The following is a 15,361-nucleotide window of genomic DNA, read 5'->3' on the forward strand; positions in this document are numbered from 1 at the left end:
TACTTTTGGCCTATGGAAAATTTTATAGTATCTGCAAGAAAATATCGTCCACAGGAGTTTGAAACTGTTGTAGGGCAATCTCATATTACAGATACTTTAGAACATGCTATTGATGAAAATCAGCTGGCTCAGGCCCTGCTGTTTTGCGGACCCCGTGGAGTAGGTAAAACTACATGTGCAAGGATTCTCGCGAGAAAGATTAATGAAAAAGATGGCTCCGTTTCAGAAGATGGCTTTGCTTATAACATCTACGAATTAGATGCTGCGTCTAATAACTCGGTAGACGATATCAGAGAATTGATAGACCAGGTGCGTTTTGCTCCTCAGGTGGGTAAATACAAAGTATATATCATCGATGAGGTTCATATGCTGTCTTCTGCTGCCTTCAATGCTTTTCTTAAGACCCTGGAAGAGCCGCCTGCCCATGCCATTTTCATTTTGGCTACTACGGAAAAACATAAAATTATTCCTACCATTTTATCTCGTTGTCAGATTTATGATTTCAAAAGAATTGTTATTGAAGACATTCAGGGACATTTGATGAATATTGCCAAAAAGGAAAATATCCAGTATGAAGATGATGCTTTATACATGATTGCTCAAAAAGCAGATGGAGCATTAAGAGATGCGCTTTCTATTTTCGACAGGCTTTCCACCTTTTCACAAAAAAATATCACTTTAGCCAAAGCCGCTGAAGTGCTGAATATTTTAGATTACGATCAATACCTGAATATTGTAGACTTTGCGAAGGAAAACAAAATTCCGGAAGTTCTTTTTGCATTTAATGAAATCGTTAAAAAAGGGTTCGATCCTCATATTTTTATTGCCGGATTGGGAAATCATTTCAGAGATTTAATGATGGCTCAGAATGCCTCTACCATGGAATTGATTGAAGTGGGAGAGAAAACAAAAATTAAATTTGTTGAACAGGCACGGAAATGGACTGCACAGCAGCTTATAGATGCTATTGAAATTTGTAACCATGCTGATATTAATTATAAAAACTCTAAGAACCCAAGACTGACGGTTGAGATTGCCCTGATGCAGCTGACCTCTTTAACGGCTAATGCAGACGTTACTAAAAAAAAAAGTTCATAATACTAGCGCCCTTTCTTCATGAGAAACAGGAAGTACAATTACCTGAAACACCAAAACCACAGGAGAAAATAGAGAAACCCATTGAGAAGCCTTTGGCTGTCGATAATGAGGTGAAAATACCTAATACAACCACTTCCAAACCTTTGTCCAGACAAGGAGCTCCTTCCGGATTTAGTATCAATTCTTTGATGAATCCTCCTAAAGAAAAAACAGCAGAAGTAAAAGAAACCGTTTCCACTACCACCGAAAACCTTCCGAAAAGCCATTTTACAGATACAGATCTGCAAATGGAATGGAATTTGCTATTAAAACAACTTCAGTCTAAAAATACATTCGTTTTTAATGCCATTAAAGCTTTTAAACTTATCAAAAAAGACGAAAACGCTATTCAGGTTTTATATCCATCTGATTCTGCAAAAATAGAATTTGATAAAATAAGCGGAGAATTTTTTAATCATTTCAAAACAAAAGTTCATAACTATAGCATTGAAATTGAGTACAAAAGAGACTTCGAAAACCTTAAAATAGAGGTGGTTACCAAAAAGAAAATATTTGAAAAATTCATCGAGAAAAATCCATTATTGAAAGATCTTGATGATTTAATGAAGTTTGATTTGACATAATTTTATATATTTGTCAAATATTTCTGCAGCAAAATTACACTTGCAGGAAAAAGAATAATTAATTTAAAGCTATAAATAACGTAAGCTCAGGCACATAACAACAGTGGAAAAATCTTTGATCCCATATATGTCCGACTTTAGAAACGCTGTTAGTTTCGCTCCCGCTAATTACTTTAGCGGTTATTTTGGCTTTTCTTCTACCTATTATAGAAATTTTAGAAGTTATTATCGATTTTATTGGTATAGCTAATTAAATTTCTTTCTCAAAAAATACAGGAAAATAGATTCCATTCCAATTTTCCTGATTCCTTTAAAAATTTTGAACGGCATTTTTTGAAAAGAATTATAAAGTAAATTTTATAATGAATGGATTATTGATGCAAATTTTAAAAATAAAAATAATTATACAATAAATTAACAAGATGAATTTAAAAGACTTAAAAAACGACTGGATCAATGAGTTTTCACAACCATTAATGATCGCCGGACCATGCAGTGCAGAAAGTGAAGCTCAGATGCTTGAGACTGCCAGAAGAATTAAAGAAACAAATGCTCAGGTGCCAATTTTCCGTGCAGGAATCTGGAAACCGCGTACTAAGCCCAACGGTTTTGAAGGGGTAGGAGTGATCGGTCTTAACTGGTTGAAAAAAGTAAAAGAAGAGTACGGATTCAAAACTGCAACCGAAGTTGCCAACGCTCATCACGTTTTTGCAGCTCTGGAAGCTGATGTTGATATCCTTTGGATTGGAGCACGTTCTACCGTAAACCCATTTACCGTTCAGGAAATCGCAATGGCATTAAGAGGAACAGATAAGCCTGTATTTGTTAAAAATCCGGTGAATCCAGATTTAGCATTATGGATCGGAGCTTTAGAACGACTTTTAGGTCAGGACATCAAAAATCTTGGAGCGATACACAGAGGTTTCTCTACGTACCAGAAAACAAAATACAGAAACAATCCAAACTGGCAGATTGCATTAGATTTTAAGAGCCAGTTTCCAAATATTCCTATGTTAGTGGATCCTTCCCATATCTGTGGAAACAGAACAGGATTGGCTGATATTACCCAGGAAGCAATGAACGTTGGATACCAGGGAGCAATTATCGAGAGCCACTGTAATCCTGATGAAGCGTGGAGTGATGCTTCACAACAGATTACCCCGGAAGTTCTTGCCGAACTAATCGGAAATCTGAAAGTTAGAAATTCAGGAATTGCTGGTTTCGACGGAGAAATGGGAAGACACAGAACTTTGATCTCCGATATCGATTTCCAGTTGATTGAACTTCTTTCTCAAAGAATGAAAGTTTCCGAACAAATTGGGAAACTTAAAAAAGAGAACGATATCGCTATCTTCCAGCCGGAACGTTGGAAAGTGATCACAGAATACGCAGGTCAGAAAGCAAAAGAAACAGGAATGTCTCAGGATTTTATTGAAAAAGTTTTCAAAGCGATCCACGAAGAATCTATTGAAGTGCAGAACAGCATTATGATAGACAGACAATAAGCTGAAAGATTCATCAATATAATTAGGGCTTAGGAAATAGGAGTTAGTTTACCGCTAATACCGAAATCCTAAGCCCTAATTCCTTATATTTGCACTCAGTTATAAATATGAAAGGAAAAATCATTAAATCTACAGGAAGTTGGTATCAGGTTTTAGAAATGGAAACCGATAGAATTTTTGAAGCCAGAATCCGGGGTAAATTCAAATTAATTAAAACAAGACTTACCAATCCGCTGGCTGTAGGAGATTTCGTAGAATTTCAACTGGAACAGGATGATATTGCATGGATTACTAAAATAGAACCGCGCAGAAATTACCTGATTAGGAAATCCGTAAACCTTTCAAAAGAAGCTCACATCATCGCCTCCAATATCGATTTGGCATGCTTTATATTCACCCTTAAACATCCTGAAACCTCACTGGGGTTCCTTGATAGGTTTCTGGCATGCTGTGAAGCATATAATATAAAACCTTTACTCTTATTCAATAAAATAGATGTTCTTCACGAAGAAGAGATTGAAATCGTAAAAGACATTGAATTTCTTTACCAGGAAATAGGATATGACAGCTTGGAGATTTCTTCGTATTCCCAATTAAATCTGGAAAGTTTGCAGGAAATGTTGAAAGACAAGACTTCCGTCTTTTTCGGACACTCTGGTTGTGGTAAATCCACATTGGTTAATGCTCTGCAGCCAGGATTGAATATAAGAACATCAGAAATTTCAGATACTCATTTAAAAGGGAAGCACACCACTACTTTTGCTCAGATGCACTTCTGGCATTTTGGAGGAAATGTGATTGATACTCCAGGTGTAAGGGAGTTTGCTATGATTGATATAGAAAAAGAAGAAGTACAGCATTACTTCCCTGAGATTTTCAAAAAAAGAAAAGAATGCAAGTTCCATAACTGTCTTCATATCAACGAACCGAAATGTGCCGTGATGGCTTCTCTTGAAACAGGAGAAATTCAACATTCCAGGTATTCGACTTATATTAAATTAATGGATGAGGCAGAAGAAGCTAATCAACAAAAATAATCTTTAATTTTTTTTAATAATTGCTTTTATTTCATTGATTGAATTAGAAGCAATAACCTATTAATGTGGTTTTTATGCGTTGAAAATTTTACGAATTTCACAACAGAGTGGGTTGTTTTTTATCAATAAAAAACCCAGCCGAAGCTGGGTAAAAACTAATAACCATGAAAACTCAAATTAAACATGAGAATCGTAATTAGTTAAACAATTATTGTGCCAAACTTTATTTCATAATTTCTTAATAAAAGTTATTTTTATGTTAAAGAAAATTAAAATTAAAATAATGGATATTTTTTGTAATTTTGCGCCATTAAAAAAATATACATTTATGTCTAACATTACATTCACTATGATTAAGCCTGATGCTGTTGCTGACGGACATATCGGTGCTATCTTAGGTAAAATTGCAGAAGGAGGTTTTAAAATCAAAGCTTTAAAATTAACTCAACTTACTGTTGCTGATGCTAAAAAATTCTATGAAGTACATGCAGAAAGACCATTTTATGGTGAGTTGGTAGAATTCATGAGTTCTGGCCCAATCGTAGCTGCTGTTTTAGAAAAAGACAATGCAGTTGAAGATTTCAGAACATTAATCGGTTCAACAAATCCTGCGGATGCTGCAGAAGGTACCATCAGAAAAATGTTCGCAAGAAGCATCGGAGAAAATGCTGTTCATGGTTCAGATTCTGACGAGAACGCTCTTATTGAGGCTCAATTCCATTTTTCTGGAAGAGAGATTTTCTAAGAAAAAAGATCTTCATTATAAAAAATCCAGAGATATTTTCTCTGGATTTTGTTTTTTATGCCAAAATGGCTGTGACTTCATGTCACTTTTCATCTCTGTATCAATTATATGTATTCTCAATAGCATCTTTTTTTTCCTGATGCAACTCCACAAATTAATCCGGAAAAACCAATGGTGTAAGCATATTCTTATCTAATTTTCTTCTTTGCCCAATCACTATGACTTATTCCCGGTGTGACAGTTTCTCTTCAGTTGTGGTAGATTTTTCGGATAATTATATCATCATCTGTATTTTAATTCCTTTTTAAATGAGAGGAGTTATTGCAATCAGATTAAGTTATTTATCGGCTATATTTTAATTCCTTTTTAAATGAGAGGAGTTATTGCAATCAGATTAAGTTATTTATCGGCTATATTTTAATTAATGATGAAGAATAATTTATGATGTTCAGTTTAATATTACATTTAAGTTGAATATATAGGATTTAAAACCTAAGAACTATGAAATACTAGATGATAAAATTGTTGTACTTTAGGATAATCATAAACGGAATAATTATTGTAACCTTCCTAAAAAAATGATTATGAAAATTCCAGTATTATTAATGGCAAGTTTATTAGCGGTAGGAGTCTCCGGACAGACTTCAAAACCAGGGAGTAAAAATGTAAAGAAGCCGGTGAAAAAGGTAAAAAAAACACAAGTAGCCCAATCTCCGAAGACGGTGCCTGTAAAACCTGCTAAATTTAAAGATAGTCTTACTAGAGGTAATTCACATTACTGTCCGGCTTGTGGGATGGGATAGGTATGGGAAAGCCATTACTAGGATTGTCAATGATGGCAGAAACAGAGTTTGTTTCTGCGGTTTTGCCGGTGATGCAGACCAATTCTATTGAAGTATTAGAGTGGTCTTTTGATACTTTTTACCATACAGAAGAACCCGAATGGCTCAGTGAACTTCTTGATTTTTATGCTGAAAGTAACCGTCTTATCGGGCATGGTGTTTATTATTCGCTCTTTGATGCACGTTGGACGGGCAGGCAGGAAATGTGGCTTGAGCAATTAAAAAAGGAAACCCAAAAAAGGAATTACAATCATATTACTGAGCATTTTGGCTTTATGAATACGGATAATTTTCATCAGGGTGTTCCATTGCCTGTTTCTTTGAATTCAAAAACATTGCAGGTAGGAAAAGACAGAATAAATAGATTGCAGGATGCGGTAGATATTCCGATAGGGATTGAAAATCTTGCTTTTTCTTTCTCTATAGACGACGTTAAAGAACAGGGAGAATTTATTCATAAGCTGATCGAAGATATTGATGGCTTTATAATTCTGGATATCCATAACCTTTATTGTCAAGCCTGTAATTTTGAAACGGATATCTGGGAGCTTATTCAATTATATCCTTTGGAAAAGGTGAAAGAAATTCATCTGTCAGGAGGAAGCTGGCAAAAAAGTGCATATGGAAGAAATCCAGTCCGGAGAGATACCCATGATGATTCAATTCCGGAGGAGATATTTGCCATAATACCCCAAATTTTTTCCCAATGTACCCACCTTGAATACGTGATCGTTGAAAGACTTGGTCATACCATCAAAACTCAAAAAGAAAAACAATGTTTTTTTAATGATTTTAATAAGGTTAAAGAAATAATTGATGCTTCAGATGATCGGTTGGATAACAAAAAAGTATGGCATAAAAAAGAGATCAATCTTTCGGCACCTGTTGAAGATTTGTTTTTATATGAAGATCAAACAAAACTGACTAAACTGCTGTTTGATGCTGTTGATGAAACAGCTATCAAAAGGGAACGATTTCATTATTTTGAGCCTGAGAAATGGGATTTAGAAATGATTAATACAGCGCAGGCTATTATTAAAAAATGGAATCCTTATTAAGTCTGTTGAATAGAACCTACGAAACATCACAAAATAAAAAATAATGAAAATGACAACAGTATTTTTATTGATCACGGCAGTGCTTACAGCGTTGATTGCCGGACTTTTTTATGCATATTCATGCTCAGTAGTGCTAGGGCTCGGAAAGCTTTCAGATCTGGAATATCTTAAAGCTATGCAAAGTATCAATCGGGAAATTCTGAATCCTGTATTTTTTATAAGTTTTATGGGGACAGCCGTACTTCTGCCTGTTTCCACTTTCTTATTCCGTGGAAATAATCCCACTTTTATCTTTTTGCTGATCGCTTCAATTGCTTACCTGGTCGGTGTTTTTGGGGTTACTGTATTCGGAAATGTTCCACTGAATGATATGTTGGATCAATTTAATATTAATAATTCAACGAATGATTTAATAAGTCAAATGCGTGAAAATTTTGAAAACAGATGGAATTTTTTAAACAATATAAGAACTGTTTTTTCAGTAATCAGCATATTTTTAGTGATTTGCGCCTGTATTTGGAATAAGGAAGTCTAGGAAGAAAATATCACATCCGTATAAATACTGAATTACAAATTACGTATTTATACGGATGTATGAATAAAGTTTTATACAGATCTTTACGTCAGTAATAACACAAGGGAATTTAAGTATTTAAAGGCTCTTGCTGCAAAAGCTAACTAATAACCACAAAGCTCAAATTCTACAAAAAAGGCAGCCCCTAAGAGCTGCCTTTCTTATGTTGATTAAATTAAATTTTAGGTCGTTATGTACAATTTTACATGTATTGTCATTCCGACGAAGGAGGAATCTCATTCATAGATTAGATTCTTCATTTCACTTCGTTGCATTCAGAATGACAGCAGAACAAATAGAAAATGAAGCCTAGTGTAAAATTATATATTCTTGCCAATTTTAAATCTTTAAAAGCTCAATCATTCTTTCCGGACTTTCTGCTGAAAATACTGCATTTCCTGCCACCAAAACGTCGGCTCCGGCATCAAAAAGTTTAGAAGCATTATCAAGGTTTACCCCACCATCAATTTCAATAAGCGCTGTTGAATTATTGCTTAAAATCAGATCTTTTGTTTCAGCTATTTTTTTGTAGGTGTTTTCAATAAATTTTTGTCCGCCAAATCCCGGATTTACACTCATTAGCAATACAAGATCTACATCAGCGATAATATCTTCAAGCATTAAAACCGGAGTGGAAGGGTTTAAAACAACCCCCGCTTTAGCTCCTCTGTTTTGGATATGATGAATCGTTCTGTGAAGATGGGTGCATGCCTCATAATGTACAGAAATAAGATCTGCTCCATGGTTGATGAATTCATCGATATATTTGTCCGGTTCTACAATCATTAAGTGAACATCAACAAATTTTTTGGCGTGCTGCTGAACAGTCTTCATCACAGGAAAACCGAAAGAGATGTTAGGAACAAATCTGCCGTCCATTACATCAATATGGAACCAGTCGGCCTGGGACTCATTCAGCATTTCAATGTCTCTTTGCAGATTCCCAAAGTCTGCAGATAATAGGGAAGGAGCAATCAGCTTAGTTTTCATTTTTACTTTTTATACTTAATATTAGATTTCAGATTGAAGATGTCAGATCTAGACTTTCAGTTTTACGAATAGTTTAATCTGATATCTAGTGTCTGGCATCTCCAGCTTAATGATATTTCAATTTCATTTCCGGTTTGATCTCCAGCAGTGTTTCGTAGATAAGGTTAATCACATTGCTTACATCCTCTTTAGAGACCATTTCTACTGTAGTGTGCATATAGCGTAAAGGTAAAGAAATTAATGCACTCGGTACTCCGCCGTTAGAGTGAGCGAAGGCATCCGTATCTGTTCCCGTGGCTCTGCTGGCCGCAGCTCTCTGAAAAGGTATTTTCTTTGTCTTTGCGGTGTTGATGATCAATTCTCTGATCGTATGATGAACACTTGGGGCAAAGAAAACAACCGGTCCGTCACCACATTTTTGGTCACCTTCTTTTTTCTTTTCGATCATTGGTGTCGTAGTGTCATGGGTAACGTCTGTTACAATAGCAATATTAGGCTTTATGGTATCGGCAATCATGTCGGCACCATATAAACCTACTTCCTCCTGAACGGAATTGGTGATGTACAGACCAAATGGAATTGTTTTTTTGTTTTCCTTTAAAAGTCGGGCCACTTCAGCGATCATAAAACCTCCGATTCTGTTGTCCAAAGCTCTGCAGACAAAATAACGGTCGTTCATTTCGAAGAATTCATCAGGGTAAGTGATCATGCAGCCTACGAAAATACCCATTTCCTCCACTTCCTCTTTGGTGATGGCACCACAGTCTATAAAGATATTCTCAATCTTAGGGGTAGGTTCGTTTTGATTGGATCTTGTATGAATGGCCGGCCATCCGAACACGCCCTTTACAATTCCTTTTTCACCGTGAATATGAACCACTTTTGAAGGGGCGATGGTCTGATCAGAGCCTCCATTTCGGATTACATAGATCAATCCGTCATCAGTAATGTAATTTACGTACCATGAGATCTCATCGGCATGTGCTTCAATCACTACTTTAAATTCGGCATCGGGATTGATTATCCCATAGCATGTTCCGTAATGATCTACTTCAATTTTGTCTACATAGGGTCTGATGTAATCCATCCAGATTTCCTGTCCTTTGTGTTCATAACCGGTTGGAGATGAAGTGTTTAAATATTTTTCTAAAAATTTTAAAGATTTCTTTTCAAATTTCATAAAAAGGAATGATTTTTGCGTTTAATTTTTGTTATTATAAGTGTAAAAATAATGAATTTTAGTAAAATTATCTGTCTTTTTATTTTCTTTTTTGGAGTCAGTGTTTTTGGACAAAAAGATTCTGTAGAGGCAAAACCTCTTGATCAGTATCCGGCTGGATCTTTGAAAGTAGATGAATTTGGCAATAGATATTATTATGACGAACAGCAAAAAGTCAAGATCTATGAGGTCAATGGTGAGCCTGTCGTTGTTTTGGATGAGTTGGTATTGATCAACAAACCCAAATTCAATAATCAGCTGGATAAAAATTACTACTATTTCCTTAATAAAAAGCTGTACAGAGTATATCCCCTGTTTGTTGCTGCACTACAACAGTACAGAGATATCCAGAAAGATATGGATGATATGGACAGCAAAGCCAAGCGGAAATTCGTGAGAGAAAGACAGAATATGCTGGCCGATCAATACGAAAAGCAATTACGCGATCTGACGACTACCGAAGGACAGGTTTTTGCAAAGCTTATGAACAGAGCAACCGGCAAAAATGTATATGAAATCATAAAGGAGCTTAGAGGCGGATGGAGCGCCTTCTGGTGGAATGTAAAAGGAAAGATGGCGGATATTGATTTAAAAGACCAATACGACCCTCATAAGAACAGAACTGATGAATTTGTTGAATCTCTGCTTCAGTCTAACTGGAATTCAGGATATCTTCAGCCTTATCCCGGTGCCAATGATTTTAAAATCAAGAAATAATCATAAATAAAATTCCTGTAAGATCTCTTACAGGAATTTTTCTTTTAATTTATCAAATACGATTTGATCTATCGGGAGTGGAAAAGGGTTATCCGGTCTATCGATATCAATCCATTCTGTTTTTTCGATGCAGGGATCCATGATAATGAAGTCTTCTTCATTCAGGATATTCACCATATAATATATAGTAAGCAGTTGTTCATTTTCGCGAAAACGGGAAACCAAAAAGCTTTCCTGTGTATAAAGATGTTCTACAATATCTACTTTTACGTTAAGCTCTTCATCGAATTCGCGGTGCAGACATTCCAGAACTCCTTCTCCGAATTCCAGCCCGCCGCCGGGAAATTTCATTAAAGCTTCGCCTGCATATTCTTCAAACAATGTCAATACTTTTTTGTCCTTTACCGCACAGGCATACACTCGGATGTTAATCTTATCTATCATATATATAATGGTATTTGTAAAGCTAAAATAGGGAAATACTTAAGAGTATAAAAGCGTATTCGTGAATTTATGGTTGCATTGATGCATCAAAATCTACATTTTCATAGCATTAATCATTTCTCTTTTTCCGGGTGGTCCCTGCTTTTTCTCAACATTGAAATTAAGCTCCTGAAGGATTCTTCTCACGCTTCCTTTTGAAGAGTAAGTTGTTAACAGTCCGTTAATATCCATCTTATCAGAAACCATTTCAAATAATGGTTTTTCCCACAGATCAGGCTGTACTCTTGCCCCGAAACAGTCATAATAGACCAGGTTGATTTTAGGTAAGTCTATGTCTTTCAGGGAGAAAAAGTCACATTGAATCTTTTTAAGGTTAAACCCTTTAATAATTTCCACTGATTTTTCCCATTCTGACTGATGAATTTTTTGATACATATTTTTGAATTCCGGGTTGTCAAAAAGATCAAAATAGGCCAGTTCGTTAATTTCCGATTCATTTATAGGGTACTTTTCGAGCGTAAAATAGTTGATGACATGATTTTTGTCAGTTTTTAAATATTCATTAATTGTAACCAAAACATTCAAACCTGTTCCAAAACCGAGTTCTAAAATATTAATTTCGCAATCATTTATTATATTTAGTCCATTTTTAATAAACACGTGTTCCGCTTCCTGCAGCGCTCCATGATGAGAATGATAGTTTTCATTTAATTCATTGATAAACAATGTTTTACTACCGTCGTTTGTGGTCTTAATTTCTCTTTTCAAGCTATTTTTTTGTCAAATTTACTCCAAAATTTTTATATTTAGAAAATTATGTTAAATTTGTAGAACATCATAAAAAATTTTAGAAATGATAATTCAAAAAACTGAAAACTCCAGAATTTCTACATTCGACCCAAATAATTTTTCATTCGGGGATACTTTCATCGATCATATGATCATATGTGAGTACGAGAATGGAAAATGGGGTGACGTAAAATTAGTTCCTTATGGTCCATTACAATTTACGCCTGCTATGATGGGGGTAAACTACGGACAGGCTTGTTTTGAAGGTATGAAAGCCTATAAAGACAAGGACGGACAGGTTTTCCTTTTCAGGCCTGAAAAGAATTTTGAGCGTATCAATAAATCAGCTAAGCGTCTGGCTATCCCTGAAGTTACTGAAGAAATGTTTTTGGACGGGTTGAAAGCACTGGTAGATTTAGATAGAGCATGGATCCCGCAAGGTGAGGGGATGTCATTATATCTGAGACCATTGATTTTTGCAACAGAAGAAGTTCTTAAAGCCAGGGTTTCTAATAAATATATGTTTGCTATCGTAGCATCGCCTGCGAAAAGCTATTATACAGAGCCTGTTTCTGTGAAAATTTCTGATCATTATTCAAGAGCGGCAAGTGGTGGTGTAGGTTCGGCTAAAGCAGCTGGAAACTATGCAGCCTCTTTCTATCCTACACAATTGGCTATCGAAGAAGGGTATGAGCAGATTATCTGGACGGATGATGCTACTCATGAGTATTTCGAGGAAAGTGGTACAATGAACGTTTTCGTTAGAATCAACGATACGATCTATACGCCTCCTACATCTGAAAAGATTTTAGATGGTGTTACAAGAGACAGTTTTATTCAATTGGCTAAGAAAAGAGGAATTGAAGTAAAAGTTGAACCTATCGCGGTAAAAGACGTAGTAGCAGCTCAAAAGAACGGAACTTTGAAAGAAGTTTGGGGAGTGGGAACTGCTGTAGTAACGACTATTTTCCAGGCTTTAGGATATAACGGTGATAAACTGGCTTTACCTTCACTTTCTGACGAAGAAAGCTATGCAGCCATCCTTAAAAGTGATCTGGTAAATCTTCAGAACAATCTTTCCGAAGATACTTTCGGATGGAGAGTATTGGTTGAAAAACAAGTACTGGAAACAGTTTAATTGTACTCCATACATTACAATAAAAAGACCGGTAGGATATTTTCCACCGGTCTTTTGTTTTTCGGGAAGAAGTAACTCATTTGGAAATTAAAATATGAAGTATGGGATCTTATGATGTCTGTTCTGAAGATTTAAAGTAATATCCGCATGAATAATTTCTGAATATTCTCCGAAATCCGTATTTTCGCAAAAGTTTATGAAAAAAATACTCTTCATATCAGCAGTAAGCCTTTTGAGTTGTAACAGAAGTGCCCAACAAACCCATCCTCCTGTAGGCGGGGTTCTGAGCCAGAAAGATCTGGACGTTTCTAAAAATAGAATGCGGAATCTTAATTCGCAGGAAAGAAGTCAGATCCAGGAATGGGCAAATGCACAGCCTGTAAAGTATTATACCACACAGCTTAACTACTGGGTAACTGCAGAAAATTTTGACAAAAGAGAAAGGAGACCGGATAATTCCACGATTTCTTACTCTTACGATCTGTATGATTTTGATCAGACCAAGATCTACGATCAGTCTTTTGAAAGGAGAGATGCCAAATTCGGGCACTTTGATGAACTGAAAGCAGTAGAGAATGCTTTGCGTTTTATACATGATGGGGAGGAAGTTACGCTTTTGGTACCGTCTTCTCTGGCCTACGGTACGTACGGAGATGAGAAGAAAATAGATAACGACATACCATTGATCATAAAATTAAAAGCTCTATAAATGAAATTGTTTAACAAGAATATAATTCTGGCAGCGGCAAGCGTATCGCTGATGAGTTGTACACCAATTTATAAAAAAATGAACGTAGACAAAGAAACTTACGAAGGTCTTAATGACGGACTTTATGCAAATCTTCAAACGACTAAAGGAAATTTAATCGTTAAATTAGAAGACAAGAAGGCACCTGTAACTGTAGCCAACTTTGTTGGTCTTGCAGAAGGGAAAATCGACAACAAAGCTAAGGCTAAGGGAGTTCCTTTTTATGATGGAACGATTTTTCACAGAGTAATCAAAGATTTCATGATCCAGGGAGGTGATCCTAAAGGAACTGGAATGGGAGATCCGGGATATAAGTTTGAGGATGAGAGAAACGACCTTAAGCATACAGGAAAAGGAATTCTTTCTATGGCCAATTCAGGGCCTAACACGAATGGGTCTCAGTTTTTCATTACAGAAGTAGCAACCCCTTGGTTAGACGGAAAACATACCATCTTCGGAAAAGTAGTTAAAGGAGAAGATGTAATCGATACGATTGCAAATGTAGAAAAAGGTGCTCAGGATAAACCTAAAACAGATATCGTTTTAGAAAAAGTATCTGTTTTCAGCAAAGGAGACGAGTATAAGCACTATGATGCCGCAAAAACTTTCAGTGAAGGAAAAGCGAAAATCGCAGAAAACAATAAAGCTTTTATTGCTAAAGAAGAAGCTGACAGAAAGAAAAAAGAAGAGGAGTTCAAAGCTAACCAGGAAAAAATGGTAGAGAACTTTAAAGCTGGAATGCAGAAAACTGAATCCGGTTTATATTACAAGATAACGAAAACTACGGATGGAAAAGCTCCAAAATCCGGAGATAATGTTTCTGTACATTACGCAGGAAAGCTGATCGACGGTACTGAATTCGATTCTTCATTCAAAAGAAATGAGCCGATCGATATTCCAATCGGTATGGGAAGAGTAATCAAGGGATGGGATGAAGGAATCCTATTGTTAAAAGAAGGTGAAACAGCTACTTTATTGATTCCGCCAGCAATGGGTTACGGAGAAAGAGGAGCAGGAGGAGTGATCCCGCCAAATGCATGGTTAATTTTCGATGTTGAGCTTGTGAAAGTAAAGTAATCAAAAATTTTATGATATTGAAAGCCGCCCCAAAAGGGCGGTTTTTTCATTGCTGGAAAGAATGCTTTTTTATAGTTTTGTGAATAAAATATACATGATGAGAACCAACCCACTTATATTTCTATTCGCTCTGTTGTCGTTGGTGACTTTTGCACAGACCAAGGCAAATCCCGACGATGCAGCAATAAAAAAATCACTTACCTATTTTGTAAACAGTATTAAATCTAAACAGATCGATCTGGCAGTAAACTGTATCTATCCAAAATTCTTCACCATAGTTTCAAAAGAGAAGATGATGCAGATTTTGAATATGACGTACAACAATCCGTTTATGAAAATTGACGTGCAGAATTTACAGTTTGAGAATATTGAAAAGCCAGAACTCATTAAGGGTGAATATTTTTCCATTACCAATTATTTTCTTAAACTGAAATGTAATGTTGGCTCATTGAATGACGATATAAAAAAGAAAATAAATAGTGCTTTAAAAGCAAAATACGGTAAGAATAATGTAAAATATTTAGCAAACGAAGGTTCATATCTCATCAACGCAAATATGAAAGCTTGTGCCGTTTCAAAAGATAAAAAATACTGGAAATTTGTTATTCTTGAAAAGGAATATAAACCTCAATTGGTAAAAGTATTGCCGAAGAAAGTTCTGGATAAATTTTAGAAGTTTATTTTTAAGGTAATTATATACAATTTTACATTAACCATGTTATCTTATTATTATGACTCTGTCATTCTGAATGTAACG

General features: G+C 35.6%; 17 protein-coding genes. 13 read left to right on the forward strand and 4 right to left on the reverse strand.

Annotated features, from left to right (window positions below; genetic code table 11):
- Positions 1–12 precede the first annotated feature (12 nt).
- The 8 genes from dnaX to chrI all read left to right on the forward strand — a co-directional run bounded on the left by dnaX (position 13) and on the right by chrI (position 7,443).
- Entirely contained in the window at positions 13–1,098 is a 1,086-nt protein-coding gene (gene dnaX, locus IW15_RS16270) for a DNA polymerase III subunit gamma/tau (protein ID WP_034713473.1), read from the forward strand.
- 92 nt (positions 1,099–1,190) lie between these two features.
- Positions 1,191–1,721: a hypothetical protein gene (locus IW15_RS23060; protein ID WP_228384384.1), complete on the forward strand. Its 531-nt coding sequence runs from the start codon at positions 1,191–1,193 to the stop codon at positions 1,719–1,721.
- 422 nt (positions 1,722–2,143) lie between these two features.
- The gene (locus IW15_RS16280; RefSeq protein ID WP_034713475.1) at positions 2,144–3,226 is read left to right on the forward strand and encodes a chorismate mutase; all 1,083 of its coding nucleotides are present in this window, start codon (positions 2,144–2,146) and stop codon (positions 3,224–3,226) included.
- Between the two features lie 107 nt (positions 3,227–3,333).
- Positions 3,334–4,263 carry a ribosome small subunit-dependent GTPase A gene (gene rsgA, locus IW15_RS16285; RefSeq protein ID WP_034713478.1) on the forward strand — a complete coding sequence of 310 codons (930 nt, stop codon included), beginning with the start codon at positions 3,334–3,336 and terminating at the stop codon, positions 4,261–4,263.
- Positions 4,264–4,591: 328 nt separating this feature from the next.
- Entirely contained in the window at positions 4,592–5,008 is a 417-nt protein-coding gene (locus IW15_RS16290) for a nucleoside-diphosphate kinase (RefSeq protein WP_034707297.1), read from the forward strand.
- A 584-nt stretch (positions 5,009–5,592) separates the two neighbouring features.
- Entirely contained in the window at positions 5,593–5,811 is a 219-nt protein-coding gene (gene chrA / locus IW15_RS16295; protein WP_131368582.1) for an MNIO class RiPP chryseobasin precursor ChrA, read from the forward strand.
- Positions 5,812–5,813: 2 nt separating this feature from the next.
- Positions 5,814–6,908: an MNIO family chryseobactin maturase gene (gene chrH / locus IW15_RS16300; RefSeq protein WP_034713482.1), complete on the forward strand. Its 1,095-nt coding sequence runs from the start codon at positions 5,814–5,816 to the stop codon at positions 6,906–6,908.
- Positions 6,909–6,957: 49 nt separating this feature from the next.
- On the forward strand, positions 6,958–7,443 hold the full coding sequence (chrI, locus tag IW15_RS16305; protein WP_228384385.1) for a chryseobasin maturation helper ChrI: 486 nt from the start codon (positions 6,958–6,960) through the stop codon (positions 7,441–7,443).
- Between the two features lie 378 nt (positions 7,444–7,821).
- Here chrI and rpe read toward each other — a convergent pair whose 3' ends face one another.
- Together rpe and chrP are read right to left on the reverse strand one after the other, a co-directional pair.
- Positions 7,822–8,472, reverse strand: a complete 651-nt coding sequence (gene rpe, locus IW15_RS16310; protein WP_034713486.1) for a ribulose-phosphate 3-epimerase — start codon at positions 8,470–8,472, stop codon at positions 7,822–7,824.
- Between the two features lie 106 nt (positions 8,473–8,578).
- On the reverse strand, positions 8,579–9,652 hold the full coding sequence (gene chrP / locus IW15_RS16315; RefSeq protein WP_034713488.1) for a chryseobasin maturation metalloprotease ChrP: 1,074 nt from the start codon (positions 9,650–9,652) through the stop codon (positions 8,579–8,581).
- A gap of 51 nt (positions 9,653–9,703) precedes the next feature.
- Here chrP and IW15_RS16320 point away from each other — a divergent pair, with 51 nt between their 5' ends.
- Positions 9,704–10,408 carry a DUF4294 domain-containing protein gene (locus tag IW15_RS16320; protein ID WP_034713491.1) on the forward strand — a complete coding sequence of 235 codons (705 nt, stop codon included), beginning with the start codon at positions 9,704–9,706 and terminating at the stop codon, positions 10,406–10,408.
- A 27-nt stretch (positions 10,409–10,435) separates the two neighbouring features.
- Here IW15_RS16320 and IW15_RS16325 read toward each other — a convergent pair whose 3' ends face one another.
- Both IW15_RS16325 and mnmD read right to left on the reverse strand, forming a co-directional pair.
- A complete protein-coding gene (locus IW15_RS16325) occupies positions 10,436–10,852 on the reverse strand; it encodes an NUDIX domain-containing protein (protein WP_034713493.1) in 417 nt (138 codons plus the stop codon).
- 93 nt (positions 10,853–10,945) lie between these two features.
- The gene (gene mnmD / locus IW15_RS16330) at positions 10,946–11,620 is read right to left on the reverse strand and encodes a tRNA (5-methylaminomethyl-2-thiouridine)(34)-methyltransferase MnmD (protein ID WP_034713496.1); all 675 of its coding nucleotides are present in this window, start codon (positions 11,618–11,620) and stop codon (positions 10,946–10,948) included.
- Between the two features lie 85 nt (positions 11,621–11,705).
- Here mnmD and IW15_RS16335 point away from each other — a divergent pair, with 85 nt between their 5' ends.
- The 4 genes from IW15_RS16335 to IW15_RS16350 all read left to right on the forward strand — a co-directional run bounded on the left by IW15_RS16335 (position 11,706) and on the right by IW15_RS16350 (position 15,277).
- Entirely contained in the window at positions 11,706–12,779 is a 1,074-nt protein-coding gene (locus tag IW15_RS16335; protein WP_034713498.1) for a branched-chain amino acid aminotransferase, read from the forward strand.
- 196 nt (positions 12,780–12,975) lie between these two features.
- Positions 12,976–13,488, forward strand: coding sequence for an FKBP-type peptidyl-prolyl cis-trans isomerase (locus IW15_RS16340; protein WP_034713501.1), 513 nt, complete (start codon positions 12,976–12,978; stop codon positions 13,486–13,488).
- Between the two features lie 51 nt (positions 13,489–13,539).
- Positions 13,540–14,604, forward strand: coding sequence for a peptidylprolyl isomerase (locus IW15_RS16345; RefSeq protein ID WP_117584581.1), 1,065 nt, complete (start codon positions 13,540–13,542; stop codon positions 14,602–14,604).
- 94 nt (positions 14,605–14,698) lie between these two features.
- On the forward strand, positions 14,699–15,277 hold the full coding sequence (locus tag IW15_RS16350) for a hypothetical protein (protein WP_228384386.1): 579 nt from the start codon (positions 14,699–14,701) through the stop codon (positions 15,275–15,277).
- The last annotated feature ends 84 nt before the right edge of the window (positions 15,278–15,361 follow it).

It is taken from the genome of Chryseobacterium soli (assembly GCF_000737705.1).
Classification (GTDB): domain Bacteria; phylum Bacteroidota; class Bacteroidia; order Flavobacteriales; family Weeksellaceae; genus Chryseobacterium; species Chryseobacterium soli.